General features: G+C 48.8%; 14 protein-coding genes. 9 read left to right on the forward strand and 5 right to left on the reverse strand.

What is annotated here, in order from left to right; translation table 11 throughout:
• Positions 1-3 precede the first annotated feature (3 nt).
• Complete coding sequence (locus AMJAP_RS00990; RefSeq protein WP_019621045.1) at positions 4-1,500, reverse strand: ArnT family glycosyltransferase; 1,497 nt, start codon at positions 1,498-1,500, stop codon at positions 4-6.
• 295 nt (positions 1,501-1,795) lie between these two features.
• Positions 1,796-2,524, reverse strand: a complete 729-nt coding sequence (locus tag AMJAP_RS00995; protein WP_019621044.1) for an SH3 domain-containing protein — start codon at positions 2,522-2,524, stop codon at positions 1,796-1,798.
• A 259-nt stretch (positions 2,525-2,783) separates the two neighbouring features.
• Here AMJAP_RS00995 and AMJAP_RS01000 point away from each other — a divergent pair, with 259 nt between their 5' ends.
• Together AMJAP_RS01000 and AMJAP_RS01005 are read left to right on the forward strand one after the other, a co-directional pair.
• The gene (locus tag AMJAP_RS01000; protein WP_019621043.1) at positions 2,784-4,019 is read left to right on the forward strand and encodes an EAL and HDOD domain-containing protein; all 1,236 of its coding nucleotides are present in this window, start codon (positions 2,784-2,786) and stop codon (positions 4,017-4,019) included.
• 103 nt (positions 4,020-4,122) lie between these two features.
• A complete protein-coding gene (locus AMJAP_RS01005; protein ID WP_019621042.1) occupies positions 4,123-4,872 on the forward strand; it encodes a sulfite exporter TauE/SafE family protein in 750 nt (249 codons plus the stop codon).
• 55 nt (positions 4,873-4,927) lie between these two features.
• Here AMJAP_RS01005 and ilvD read toward each other — a convergent pair whose 3' ends face one another.
• A complete protein-coding gene (gene ilvD / locus AMJAP_RS01010; RefSeq protein ID WP_019621041.1) occupies positions 4,928-6,763 on the reverse strand; it encodes a dihydroxy-acid dehydratase in 1,836 nt (611 codons plus the stop codon).
• Between the two features lie 205 nt (positions 6,764-6,968).
• On the opposite strand from ilvD, the gene AMJAP_RS01015 reads away from it, so the two are divergent.
• The 7 genes from AMJAP_RS01015 to AMJAP_RS01045 all read left to right on the forward strand — a co-directional run bounded on the left by AMJAP_RS01015 (position 6,969) and on the right by AMJAP_RS01045 (position 11,332).
• Positions 6,969-7,223, forward strand: a complete 255-nt coding sequence (locus AMJAP_RS01015) for a hypothetical protein (RefSeq protein WP_156815142.1) — start codon at positions 6,969-6,971, stop codon at positions 7,221-7,223.
• Entirely contained in the window at positions 7,216-7,881 is a 666-nt protein-coding gene (locus AMJAP_RS01020) for a Crp/Fnr family transcriptional regulator (RefSeq protein ID WP_019621039.1), read from the forward strand. The genes AMJAP_RS01015 and AMJAP_RS01020 overlap by 8 nt, the downstream gene beginning before the upstream one ends.
• Before the next feature lie 89 nt (positions 7,882-7,970).
• Positions 7,971-8,168, forward strand: a complete 198-nt coding sequence (locus AMJAP_RS01025) for a YgaP family membrane protein (RefSeq protein WP_019621038.1) — start codon at positions 7,971-7,973, stop codon at positions 8,166-8,168.
• Between the two features lie 177 nt (positions 8,169-8,345).
• Complete coding sequence (locus tag AMJAP_RS01030) at positions 8,346-8,894, forward strand: glycine zipper 2TM domain-containing protein (protein ID WP_019621037.1); 549 nt, start codon at positions 8,346-8,348, stop codon at positions 8,892-8,894.
• Between the two features lie 52 nt (positions 8,895-8,946).
• Positions 8,947-9,255 (forward strand): PepSY domain-containing protein, encoded by a 309-nt coding sequence (locus AMJAP_RS01035; RefSeq protein WP_019621036.1) that lies wholly within the window; start codon positions 8,947-8,949, stop codon positions 9,253-9,255.
• A 38-nt stretch (positions 9,256-9,293) separates the two neighbouring features.
• Positions 9,294-9,986, forward strand: coding sequence for a response regulator transcription factor (locus AMJAP_RS01040; RefSeq protein ID WP_019621035.1), 693 nt, complete (start codon positions 9,294-9,296; stop codon positions 9,984-9,986).
• On the forward strand, positions 9,983-11,332 hold the full coding sequence (locus tag AMJAP_RS01045; RefSeq protein WP_019621034.1) for an ATP-binding protein: 1,350 nt from the start codon (positions 9,983-9,985) through the stop codon (positions 11,330-11,332). Before AMJAP_RS01040 ends, AMJAP_RS01045 begins: the two co-directional genes overlap by 4 nt.
• On the opposite strand, the gene argA is transcribed toward AMJAP_RS01045, so the two are convergent.
• Both argA and argE read right to left on the reverse strand, forming a co-directional pair.
• Positions 11,329-12,666, reverse strand: a complete 1,338-nt coding sequence (gene argA, locus AMJAP_RS01050; RefSeq protein WP_019621033.1) for an amino-acid N-acetyltransferase — start codon at positions 12,664-12,666, stop codon at positions 11,329-11,331. The genes AMJAP_RS01045 and argA overlap by 4 nt on opposite strands.
• A gap of 2 nt (positions 12,667-12,668) precedes the next feature.
• On the reverse strand, positions 12,669-13,820 hold the full coding sequence (argE, locus tag AMJAP_RS01055) for an acetylornithine deacetylase (protein ID WP_019621032.1): 1,152 nt from the start codon (positions 13,818-13,820) through the stop codon (positions 12,669-12,671).

Here is a 13,820-nt window from a genome sequence, read left to right on the forward strand (position 1 = left end):
GGGTTACTGTCCGGTTTTACTTGGAAGGCCTTTAAATCCGCTGACCTTATAGAGCTTCGCAGTGCGAATGAAGTTGCTATACAACTGTAGCTTTTGCTCGGTGAGCAAGGTGACATCATCGAAATAACGGTTCAGCTTCGCTTCGATATCTTCCTCTGTTACAAACAGAAATTGTGTCTCTTTACTGTCTGACAAGGGGTACTTCAGCTCGTAGTGATCTTCAATATAACTATCGTCACTCAGCGCTACGCCTTTGAAATCTTGTGGGGAAATGTAATAACCGAAATAGGCCAGTAGTTTACGAGAATCACTGGCGAGTTTGTAATCGGGATACTGATCAAACCAGGGCTGAAACTGATTAACAAATTCAGGCCATCCCCGCAGACGTTTATAAGGGTCGGTGCCATGCTTCCGTTCAATACCTACAGCGTCAGTAATCGCAGCGTAATGATAGAAAGAAACCGCCAGAAGAAAGTTAGCCAGCAGGCCGATAATCAGTATCCGGTATCCTTTTATCTGGCTGAGGTAATAACCGGTGAGCAGGGAAGCGCCGATATAAGCAGGGCCTGCCCAATTGACGTTTGCCCGGGCCATTAGGGCTTGAATCGACAGCACAGCAAAGGTTGGCCAGAAAAGGCTCCATAACAGTTTTTCTGTATCGCTGCGGGGTTGGCGCTTCAGTCCGCGAATGACCATATAGATGAGCAGGACCGGACCAAAGACGAATAGCTGACCACCCCAGAACTCAATCAGCCGGGTAAAGCTCAGTGAACTGCTGGTTTGGTGGGATATTTCTGCGGTGTGCTGGAAGCTAATGAAGTCATGCTGATAGTTCCAATAGAGGTTGGGCAGCAGAAAGCTGATTGCCAGCAGGCAGGTCATCCAAAAGCGGGGATTCAACAGTAACTGACGTCCGACAGGGCTGATAGCGCCATAAAGCAGAAACGTCACCGGTAGCAGAACAAAGGTATATTTCGATAGCAGCCCCAACCCTCCAGCCACTCCGGCCAGTAACCACCAGGCCCAGCTATTGTTAGTTTTCGCCTGGAGAAAAGCGTAGAAGCAGAGGCACCAGAAAAAGATCAGGGGCGCATCAGTAGTGATAAAGAGGCTATTGAAGCCCACCAAGGGCATTAATAGGAAGATTGCCCCAGCGGCCAGCGCTGCTTTTGCACCCGCAAGAAAGTCTGCTGTGCGATAGATTAAAATTGCAGCACTGGAATAGAGCACCGGTGCTGCCAGTTTTACTGCCCATTCAGCATTGCCAAATATAGACGTTGTTAAAGCGATTAACCAACCCACCATCGGTGGTTTGGAGTAATAGCCCCAGTCGGGTGTCTGAGCCCAGCCCAGATAGTAAGCTTCGTCGTAGAACAGGGTGATCGGGCTGTCGATGACAATCCAGCCACGATAAACAAACAGAACGGCAAGCAAAGCGAGAAACCACCTGAATGGATAGGCGGTAAACAGCTTGGAAGATTCGGATGATGCTGCAGACATTCTGTTTTTCCGGACTAGCAGGTTGAGCGTCCGGCAATTGGCCGGTACGTATTGGGAGCCAAGTTTAACAGACCCCCATAAGCAAGCAAATGGACGTAGTGACAGACTGTCAGGGATATAGTGGGACGGTTCAGAGCAGTCCTTTTGCCAGTAGTATTAAACGGAGCCGCTCTGAGTGTTCTATTTTCAGGTACTGTCGGATTCTACGAGCGCCGGTAGGATGAAAAATCTCCGAATGAGTTAGGTATTTAAACTCTGATTCAGGCAGTACTGTATGGTTTATTAAAACCTGGCTTTACTTGCTTATCCTGCACTGGCCATCACTCAGGCTGATTTTCTGGATCGCTGTTGATTCAGAAATAGGAAGCCAATCCAGTAGAATCGATGTGTCGGTGACTGAGTTATTTATTAAGCGGGTATTGGTCAGTTCATAGAGATTTTGGTTATTCTGACTGTTGATAGCCAATGCGGTAGCAGAACAGGTTATTTTCAGTTGTTCACTATTAATGCAGGCGCTAGTCAGAGAGAGGTTTAATACCAGTTGGCAGGATTCGTATCCAAGTGTGCTGAGGTTTTTACGACAGGTTTTACTGGATGACTTGATTTGAAGCTGATAGTCAGTGTTTTGTGGGCTACAAGCTGGCAGGGGGAGGTCAGTGTTATTTTCTGTGAGACCAGTGACAAGTGCCTTAGCAGGAAGGCTTAATTGGGTTTTCGCTATCGACTCTTCTTCAGGGGGAGCTAACAGCACGGGTGTTCTGGAGAGCACGTTTACGTAGTTAATTGAAATAAACCCTCTGCCATCGTCCAGATCCAACCAGTCCCGCATATCTGTTGTGGTGACAGTGAGTCGATCTCCCTGGTTCAGGACTCCAATTACCGGACTGCTGGTAGATCTTATTTCTCTGATGTTCAGGATGGTGGAACCGACTTCTACTTCGAGTCGTTCCGCCGCTGATAGTTGATAGGGCTGAGTTGTTATCAGAAATAACATAAAGATAATAAAACTGCGTAGAAGAATCATAGATTATCTAAGTGTATTAAAAATTAAGTTTAACTTTTCAAAGTCTGTTGAAATAGCCCGCTTTCGGTCCTTTGAAGGGGGTATCAGGGTATGGTGGATTGATGGTACGGTCAATATGTAACAGTCTAAACTGAGACCTGAGTCTATATAACTGTCTTTTTTAGTGTAAAGACAGAGCAGATAGTTTTTTTTGCGGTTCGTTCTTATAGGGGGGTAGGTTGAGTTATACTGACGTAAGTATCTGATTAGGGGACAAGTAGTGAGCAAGGTGCTTGATGAAGAGCAGTTGAAAGATGGCTCAGTATTATTAGCCAGACAGCCGGTGTTTAATAAAAATCAGGATGTAGAAGCATACAGCCTGCTATATCGGTCTGATGATGGGACTTTGCCCGAGGAATTTTCCGATGAGCAGGCCACTGCGTCGGTGATTCTTAACAACTACGCGGTAGCCTCTTCTGATGGCAAAACCAAGCATCTGCCGCTCTATGTCAAATTGACTCAGAGCATGCTGCTATCGGATATGTTGCCAAACCTTCCTCAAAATAATGTGATTTTTGAACTGCTAAGGGAAGATGGCATTTCAAAGGAGCTGTTGGCGATTCTGCGGGAACGTAAACAACAAGGCTACCGGTTTGCACTGACGCACTATACTGGCGATAAAGCCCAAACAGCATTGCTGGATCTGATGCATGTGGCCAAAATTGATATTCAACGCCATAGTGATGCAGAACTTAAACAGTTGGTTAATTTTTGTAAACCGTATCACCTTGATCTGTTGGCGGATAAAGTTGAAAGTCAGGATGATTTTCGTCGGGCAATGGGCTTAGGTTTTAATCTTTTTCAGGGTTTTTTCCTTTGTCGTCCAGTCTCTGTCAAAGGTAAGAGCTTTACCAGCTCTAAAGTTTTGCTGTTAGAGCTGTTGGCTGAACTTGAGAACCCTGTATCAACGGCAGATTCTGTTGAACAGATTGTGATCAATGATCCGGTGATGGCCTATAAAATTCTGCGGTTGGTGAATTCGGCTGCTTTCCGTACCCCAAAGCAGATAGAGTCAATTTCCCATGCAATATCACTGATCGGTATGGATCAGGTGAAGAAATGGGCGACCCTGTTTCTGTTGAGTGGTCAGTCCGGGAAACCGGTTGAACTGACTCGTATAATGCTGATTCGTGGTCGGATGTGTGAATTGTTAGCAGAGATGCTGAGTTATTCACAGCCGATTAACTTCTTCATGGTGGGCCTGCTCTCTCAACTGGATGCGATGATGGATATGGAGATGCAGGCGCTGATGGATGAAATCCCTTTGAACGATTCCATTAAGCAAGCGATTCTCTCCCGTGATAATCAGATGGGTGAAATCCTGACAGAAGTTCAGCACTACGAGCGTGCCGAATGGGATGATTTGAGCGGTATGCTCGATCGTCCTTTTTATGAGGTCGCTTATCGTCATAGTTTGCAGTGGGCTGATCAGGTGCTTGCTTCGCTTCAGGGCTAAGCTCTTCACATTGAAAAAACACACCGCATCAGTGGTGTGTTTTGCGTTTACTGCTTCGTAAATCATATAAATTCTTAATCGAAACTCAGCCTCAGGAGCAAAGATGAACTGGTTACCTGAACTTGTTGGTCTGGATACAGCTCTGCTGCTTATTATCACCAGTACTCTTACATCAATGCTGACTGCGGCCATGGGTATTGGCGGGGGCGTGTTGCTGTTAGCGGTCATGGCCACGGTCGTGCCTGCTGCTGCGTTGATTCCTGTGCATGGTTTGGTTCAGCTCGGTTCGAATGGAAACCGGGCGCTACTGACGCGAGAGTACATTGACTGGTCGTTGGTACGGTTGTTTACGCTGGGAGCTGTCGTTGGAGCGCTGATTGCTTTTTTTGTGGTAGTGCAGTTACCGGTTGAAGTGATTCAGCTTTGTGTTGCCGGGTTTATTCTGTTTCTGGTCTGGGGTCCTAAATTAAGTAAGCAGGAGGTACCCGCTGCAGGATTATTTCTGGCAGGAGGAGGTACTACGCTGATCAGTATGTTTGTTGGGGCTACCGGGCCTTTAGTGGCCGCTTTTGTTCACCGTCTTGGTTATGAAAAATATCGTACAGTCGCCACCTTTGCTGCTTGTATGACGATCCAGCATCTGTTGAAGATGTTTGTGTTTGGCGTCATTGGTTTTGCTTTTACCGAATGGCTTCCGTTGATGCTACTGATGATTGCAGGGGGCTTTCTTGGTACCTGGATAGGGTTGCACCTCTTGAAGAAGATACCCGCAGAGCGATTCCAAATAATTTTTAAGCTGCTGGTGACAGCATTGGCATTCAGGCTGATTTGGCAGGTATTCAGCACATATTGAAAGTTTAACGCCAAAAAAAAGCAGCCATCAGGCTGCTTTTTCGTTTAGTGGGTGATTAATCCAGCTGATCAAGATCCCGTACAGCACCTTTATCGGCCGATGTTGCCAGTAATGCATAGGCTTTCAGTGCGGCAGATACCTTACGAGGACGAGCTTCTACTGGTTTCCAGCCAAGTGCATCTTGCTCGGTACGGCGTTTAGCCAGCTCTTCGTCAGACAGGAGTACGTCAATAGTACGGTTAGGGATATCAATCCGGATTCGGTCACCGTTACGTACCAGACCGATAGCACCTCCTGCGCCCGCTTCGGGGGATACATGGCCAATGGATAAGCCTGAAGTACCGCCAGAGAAACGGCCGTCGGTTAGCAGTGCGCACTCTTTACCCAGCCCTTTGGACTTGATGTAAGAGGTAGGGTATAGCATCTCTTGCATACCCGGACCGCCTTTTGGTCCTTCGTAGCGTACGATAACCACATCCCCGGACTTAACCTGATCGTCGAGAATATTGGCCACAGCCTCATCCTGAGATTCAGTAATATGTGCAGGACCTTCAAATACAAGAATGGAGTTGTCTACGCCGGCGGTTTTTACGACACAGCCATCCAGTGCGATGTTACCGCGTAATACTGCCAGGCCGCCTTCGAGGGAAAACGCATTTTCCAATGAGCGGATGCAGCCGTTGGCGCGATCGCCATCAAGGGTCGGCCAGCGAGTAGCCTGACTAAAGGCTACCTGAGTGGGTATGCCAGCAGGACCTGCCTTGAAAAACTCCATTACTTCAGGGGAAGTAGGGCTGCGCATGATATCCCACTTATCTAACGCATCTTTCATAGTTGGCGCGTGAACAGTGGGAACGTCAGTATGGAGGTTTCCTGCACGATCCAGTTCGCCCAAAATTGCCATAATGCCGCCTGCGCGGTGAACATCCTCGACATGATACTCAGGTGTATTGGGTGCGACTTTACACAACTGTGGTACCACTTTAGAGAGACGATCAATATCTTCCATCGTAAAGTCGATCTCTGCTTCCTGGGCAATCGCTAAAAGATGCAGAATAGTGTTCGTGGAGCCGCCCATGGCGATATCCAGGCACATGGCATTTTCAAACGCTTTGAAGCCCATAGAGCGAGGAAGAAGCGAAGTATCATCCTGTTCATAGTAGCGCTTGGCCATTTCAACGATGCTGCGACCGGCTTGCAGGAACAGTTCTTTACGGTCTGCGTGGGTTGCCAGCAGAGTACCGTTACCGGGCAGGGCAAGACCCAGCGCTTCAGCCAGACAGTTCATTGAATTCGCAGTGAACATACCGGAGCAAGAACCACAGGTAGGGCAGGCTGAGCGTTCTACGGCATCAACCATCTCATCAGAAGCGGTTGGATCAACGGCCAATACCATAGCGTCAACAAGATCCAGCTTATGTTCAGAAAGCTTTGTCTTACCGGCTTCCATTGGTCCACCGGAAACGAAGATTACAGGGATGTTGAGGCGCATAGCAGCCATCAGCATTCCGGGGGTGATTTTGTCACAGTTAGAGATACAGACGAGAGCGTCGGCACAGTGAGCGTTCACCATATACTCTACAGAATCTGCAATTAAATCCCGGGAAGGAAGCGAGTAGAGCATTCCGTCGTGACCCATGGCGATGCCGTCGTCGATCGCAATGGTATTAAACTCTTTTGCCACGCCGCCGGCTTTTTCTATCTCACGGGCGACCAGTTGGCCCATATCTTTCAGGTGTACGTGTCCTGGAACGAATTGGGTAAATGAGTTGGCAACAGCGATGATCGGTTTCTGGAAATCGTCATCTTTCATGCCTGTGGCGCGCCATAGTGCACGGGCACCGGCCATGTTACGACCTGCAGTGGAGGTCTTGGAGCGATATTGTGGCATGCACAGATCCTCAGCGGCTTGAGTGGTTTTATTTAAGACCGGAGATTATAGCAAAACTCTTAACCGGAATACTTACTATTCCGCTGAATAACGGTAGTGAGATATGAAATCTCTTCAGGAGGAAGGCTTAGTAACCTTAATGTCGGGCTATTGTTTGACTAATATTAATCGTATTCTTATGCGATTCATCTTTATGGAGACAATAATGGCAGTTGATAAAAAACAGATACGGGCTGATCGCTGGTTAAAAATGATGGCGCGTACCGGAGTGCCGGTGGGTATTGTCAGTATTCTTTGTTTATGGCTGGGGCATCTGCTTTCAGTGCCTGCTTTTGGTAGTGTGTTTCTGATTACGATGCCGATCGCTCTAGTTTTGGGTTTTTCCTACAATATTCGGTATGTGATGCTGGCGGTCAGAGCGCAGCGCTCATCAGTTGATAATGTTTCGGATAATGAGTGATATCGAGCAGCTAAAAGAGCAGTTTCCGGTGCTTCAACAGATGGATGAAGCAGGGCTGGCAATACTTCGAAAGGCCAGCAAAGTAGAATTGCCGGCAAATCAGATGGTGTTTCATCAGGGTGACCCTTGTACCCATTACATTATTGTCGTTTCCGGTATTGTGAAAGTGCTTGGGCGTAACGCTAATGGCCGGGAGTTAGTGTTATATCGTATCGAGAATCAAGGTTCCTGTGTACTGACTACATCTTGTTTGTTGGGGGCTGAAGCTTATCCCGCTGAAGGAGTTACGGAGACTGACGTCACCGCTTTTATGATCCCGCTAGCTGAGTTTCAACGTGCGCTTGCGGAGTCTGTAGGCTTGCGACAATTTATATTCGATTCGTATGGTGAGCGTTTAGCAAAGCTGATCGGGCTGGTGCAAGAAGTTGCCTTCGAACGAATTGAGAAACGATTGGCACGCTATCTGATTGAAAATTCAGGCTCAGGATTTATTTTGCTCCGCTCACATCAGGAAATAGCCGATGAGCTTGGGACTGCCCGTGAGGTGGTTAGCCGACAATTAAAAGTATTTGAGCAGAAGGAATGGGTTGCGTTGAGTCGGAATCAGGTGATGTACCTGAATAAAGACGCGATACGCGCTACTGCCAAAAGTGAATGAACTCTCTACTATGTGACTTTGTCACAGACAGAATGACTGAGCATCTTCATAATTGCCTCAAAGGTTAATCATTTTTTGAGGATGGGATGATGGGAAAAAATATAGGATCTGTTGATAAAGCGATACGAGTGTTGGTTGGTTTGGTACTGATTGCGCTGGTTTTTGTCGGGCCACAAACCCTGTGGGGCTGGATCGGCGTACCGGTGATTGCTATTGCTCTCTTTGGCTGGTGTCCTCTGTATCGGATAATTGGTGTGAGCACATGTAAGAAGTGTGCGGCTGAATAGCAGATAAAGATAATGCAAAAGCCGGCCCTGAGGCCGGCTTTTTTGTGTCTGTAGATAAACATTCTAAGTGTAAAGAAACGTAAAGTTGAGGTCGGTCGGGGACAGTTCAGGATCGGTTCAGTCCTGTGGCACGAGAATGGGCTACATACTCCAAAGAATAGAGAAGGGAGAGTAGTCATGAATAAGATAATTGCAGCTAGCTTGATCTCACTGGGACTTTTTTCCGGTATGGCTGAAGCGGGCTCCCGCCATGCGAAAGATAATCATCATCGTGATTTTGCTAAGGTGACGCATGTTCAGCCAATCGTTGTGCAGTCTGAGCGTCGTACCCCCAGACGTGAGTGTTGGGAAGAAGAGGTACGTTATGAGACGCCTCGTCACCAGCGTAAATCTTATACAGGGCCTATACTGGGCGGTATCATCGGAGGTGCTATTGGTAATGAGCTGGGAGCAGGTCAGGACAATAAAAAGGTAGGTGCAGTCGTCGGTGCAGTCCTGGGTGCCTCTATTGGGAATGATCTCAGCCATAATCGTAACCACCGTGATAACCGGGTACAGTATCGGACAGAAAGACGCTGTAATGTTGAGCATGATGTCGAGTATTATGAACGGGTCACCGGCTATAACGTGACTTATCGTTATAATGGTCGTACTTATCACACCCGGATGGACAATCATCCAGGTAAGCGAATTAAAGTACGGGTGAAGGTTGTGCCAGTTTCATGATCAGCAGTTATTAATAAGCCGTGGAATCTCCGGCTAATGAAAGGTAGTCATAATGCTCAGAGCTTTTTCTCAAACACTCCTTGTCTTGTTGGTAATGTCTGCCGCAGGAACTGCGGCAGCGGCAAGGCTACCGGTTGAGTTAATGCCTGAATCTAGAAGTGAATCCATGGTGCTTGCCGGGAATACGGTGTCGCTGCAACAAGCCGCAGCGAGTGTTAAGCAGAGTCATGGTGGAAAAGTTGTCAAAGCGGAAACGCGGACTCGTGGCGGGCGGCAAGTGCATCATATTCGGCTGATCAAAACGGGCCGGGTAAAGACAGTACTGATCGACGCAGCTACGGGTCAGGAAGTTTCCCCTTAAGGGGTTAGCAATAGCGACCCAACGGAATGGAGTAAGTAATGAAACTGCTGGTTATTGAAGATGATCTGGATCTGCGTCGTCAGCTGGTGACGGCGTTGACCGATAGTGGTTATACAGTAGAAGAAGCGGAAGACGGTGAAGAGGGACTCTATCTGGGAAATGAGTTTCCCTATGATCTGGCGATTGTTGATATCGGTTTGCCTAAGCTATCCGGCGTGGAAGTGATTCGCCGCTGGCGGGAAAATGATATTAATTTCCCCATTATTATCCTCACTGCCCGGGGCGATTGGCAGGATAAAGTGGAAGGCCTGGAAGCCGGTGCCGATGATTATCTGGTCAAACCGTTTCATATTGAAGAGCTGATGGCACGGTTGAATGCATTGTTACGACGAGCGGCCGGGCATGCTAAGCCTATGCTTGAATTTGGTCCTTTAAAGCTGGATAGCAGTGGTCGTAATGTCTTTCTGAATGAGGCCTCGGTAAAGCTGACCAGCTACGAATACAGAACTCTGGAATATCTGATGCTCAATGCGGGAAAGGTAATATCTAAGAGCGAGCTAACGGAGCACCTTTATCATCAGGACTTCGACCGCGACAGTAACGTTTTGGAAGTGTTTATTCGTCGCTTGCGTCAGAAGCTTGATCCGGATCAGACACTGCAACCTATAGCCACTGTGCGAGGCCTGGGGTATCGCTTTGATCTGGCCGCAGGAGCTGTAAATAACGCATGATGCCCCGTGCCCTAAGAGCTCGCCTGCTTCTCGCTTCGCTGCTATTGCTGCCTGTCTTCTTTGGCCTGACAGGTTTTGCCCTGCAGCAGGCTTTTCACCATAGTCTGGAGGTGGCCGAAGAGGAGCGACTCAAACTGCAGGTTTACCTGATACTGGGTGCCGCTGAGTTGAATGGCGATCGGATAATGATCCCGGATAGTTTGCAGGAACCCCGCTATGCGCAGGTTGAGTCAGGTCTGTACGGTTTTCTGCATGAGGGTGATGAGATGCTGGTGTGGTATTCAGAGTCAGCCAAACTGATCAGTGATAACCTGTTGGATCAGCTAGCGTTTGATGGGCTCAGCACGGGAGACTCGAGGTTTTATCAATTGCCGGCGCAAGGTGTCTTTGTGTATCAGTTTGCCCTGCTTTGGGAAATCGCCGGACAAGAGCACAATTATGTATTCACCGTGCTGGAGTCTGATAGTTCGGTTAAGGCTGAGCAAAAAGCGTTTAACACTCGTCTTTGGGGCTGGCTGGGCGCAGCAATCTTTTTCTTTCTTTTAGTTGAAACAGCGTTGATTCGCTGGGGACTTAAACCGCTAACCCGGTTAGCGGCCGATTTGAAGCGGATTGAGGTTGGCCAAAGCGATAAGTTAACCGGAGAATATCCGACGGAGGTTCAGGCGGTCACAGATAATCTTAATCTGTTGATACACAATGAACGTCAGCAGCGTGAACGCTATCGAAATACGTTGGGAGATCTGGCTCACAGTCTGAAAACGCCGTTGGCGGTTATCCGTGGTGCGGGGCAAGAGAAACTTAATTTTAACGAGTATCAGACCCTGGTGACTGAGCAGGCTGCTCGGATGGATCAGATTGTGCAGTATCAGTTATCCCGAGCAGTTAAAGGGCAGGGACGGACGTTGGCTAAGAAGACGTCGGTGGCGCCTTTAGTTCAGCGAATGGTCACCGCATTGGGCAAAGTCTATCGGGATAAAGAGATAGAGGTAGAGCTTGATCTGCATGGAGATTACCAGTTAGCGGCGGATGCACGGGATCTGATGGAGTTACTGGGTAATGTGCTTGAGAATGCGTTCAAATATGGTCATAGCCGGGTCGGGGTTAGCTTTAGTAATGGCGCAGGCATGCTACAGATTGATATTGCCGATGATGGGGAGGGAGTCTCCCCAGAGCTGCGCCAGACTATTCTGAAACGGGGTGAGCGGGCTGATACCTCAGCGCCGGGCCAGGGTATTGGTCTTTCTGTTGTCGTTGATATTCTAAGTAGCTATGACGGTGAGCTGGAAATTAGTGAATCAACGTTTGGCGGGGCGCTATTTTCAATCAGATTCCCCTTAAGCTAAATAGATTTAGAGAACGCTTTAGAGTTTCGCTGGAAGTTATATAGCGCTTGCTTGCCATTGGGCAGATTACTGACCTCAGTCTCGATAAAGCCTCTTTCAATAAACCAGTGGGCGGTGCGGGTTGTGAGCACAAATAACCGATTTAACTGCTGACGACGTGCAGATTCCTCGATTGCCTGAAGAAGGTTTTCACCACGATCTCCGCCTCTGTATTCCGGTGCAATTGCCACGCAGGCCAGCTCGGCGGCGCGCTCTTCTTTGAAAGGATAGAGTGCGGCACACCCGACAATAGCACCATCAAGGCTGATGACCGTAAAGCAACTGATTTCAGCTTCCAGTAGTTCCCGTGAACGACGCACCAGTACACCGGCTTGCTCCATCGGTTGAATCAGCTCAAGGATGCCGCCAACATCTTCAATCGTTGCCGGACGAATCTGCTCGTAGGATTGTTCGATCACCATAGTGCCGATACCGTTACGACTAAAGAGCTCTGAAACCAACGCGCCGTCTTCCCGATAGCTGATCAGGTGGCTGCGGGGAACCGCGTTTCGAGACGCTTCGACAGCGGCTTTCAGGTGGCGCGAAAGCTCTGAAGGCGTCTGATCTGGTTCGTCATGCTTAGCCATGTACTGACTGACCAGACGTTCCGCAGTATCAGCCAGAATTTCAGAACGAAGTTCGTTATTACTATCGCGAACACCGCCGTCCTCACCAAACATGATAAGTTTATCCGCGTTCAGGCTGATGGCCACTTGCGTTGCCACATCTTCAACCGCCAGATTAAAAATTTCACCCGTAGGGGAGTAGCCCAGATGCGATAACAGCACGATATTATTGATACTCAGCTGTTGACGGATCGCTTCACTGTCTACCCGACGAACTTCGCCGGTGTGACAAAGATCGATACCTTTATAGATACCCACAGGCCGTGCGGTCACAAAATTACCACTACAGACCCTGATCTGGGCGCCATGCATCGGTGAGTTTGCCAGCCCCATAGAAAGTTTGGCTTCAATTTCGGTACGCAGGCTGGCCGCAGCTTCGATCACGCATTGAAGTGTGTCGCTATCGGTGACGCGCAGGTGGTGGTGTACTTTATCACTGATCTGCTGCTGTTCTAGTTTAGCTTCGATTTGTGGCCGGGAGCCGTGCACCAGTACCAGCTTAACGCCGAGACTATTGAGCAAAGTAATATCGTGAATGATGTTGCCAAAGTTTGTGTCGGCGAGCGCTTCCCCTCCTAACATCAGGACGAACGTTTTCCCCCGATGCGCGTTGATATAGGGGGAGCTATGACGAAACCAGTTTACATATGGATTGTTATCATTAATCACGATTAAAAACAGTACCTTGCAATCAGTTGTTCCAATACTGCTACTGTAGGCCTAATCTGGTCAAAAGCCAAATACTCATCGGGTTGATGCGCCTGATCTATCGATCCAGGTCCCATGACAATAGTATCCATGCCCAATGATTGCAGGAAAGGGGCTTCGGTGCCAAAGGCAACCGCTTCAGCCTGGTAGCCGGTTAAACGCTCTGCTGTCGTGACAAGCTCAGAGTGCTTATCATTACTGAAGGCGGGGATCCCCGGAAAGAGAGGTTCAGTGGAAATGGTCACACCGAACTGCTTTTCCAGAGGGGAAAGCCGCTTGGCCACACCTTCGCGCAGTAAGTCGGCAGACATCCCGGGCAGTGGACGGAGATCATATTCAACTTCGCATGCGCCACAGATACGGTTGGGGTTATCGCCGCCATGGATACATCCCAGATTTAGTGTAGGGACTGAAACCTTAAAGTCGCTGTTTTGATAGTCACGCTGAAGCTCTTTGCGGAAGCTGATGAGTTCCCCCAGTACTGAATGCATCGCCTCTAGCGCACTGGCGCCCAGGCTAGGGTCGGATGAGTGGCCGGCACTCCCTTTCACCTTAACCTGTTCCATCATCATCCCCTTATGCATATAGATTGGCCGCAGGCTAGTGGGCTCGCCAATGACTGCATAGCGAGCTTTAGGGTAACCGGCTTCTGCCAGTGCCCGGGCCCCGTTCATTGAGCTTTCTTCATCGGCAGTGGCCAGAATGATCAGGGGCTGCTGTAAGGTTTTGTCAGTAAACTTACGAGCGGCTTCAATAGCGATAGGAAAGAAACCTTTCATATCGCAGGTACCTAAACCATAAAACCGGCCATCTTTTTCTGTTAGTTTAAAAGGGTCGCTGTTCCACAGTTCAGCGTTGAAAGGGACTGTGTCAGTATGGCCGGATAGTACCAGTCCACCTGGGCCGCTGCCGAGTGTCGCGATCAGGTTGGCTTTTTCCGGATGCCCGGGAATGGCCATCACTTCTGTCTGAAAGCCTAAGCCGGATAACCAGGATTCAAGCTTCTCGATTACGCCCAGATTACTCTGATCCCAGTGGGCAGCTGTACAGCTTACGGATGGAGTGGCGATCAGTTCGGTCAGCATAGTGAGCAGATCGGGTGGTGAGAGTTGCAT

This window comes from Amphritea japonica ATCC BAA-1530 (assembly GCF_016592435.1).
Taxonomy (GTDB): domain Bacteria; phylum Pseudomonadota; class Gammaproteobacteria; order Pseudomonadales; family Balneatricaceae; genus Amphritea; species Amphritea japonica.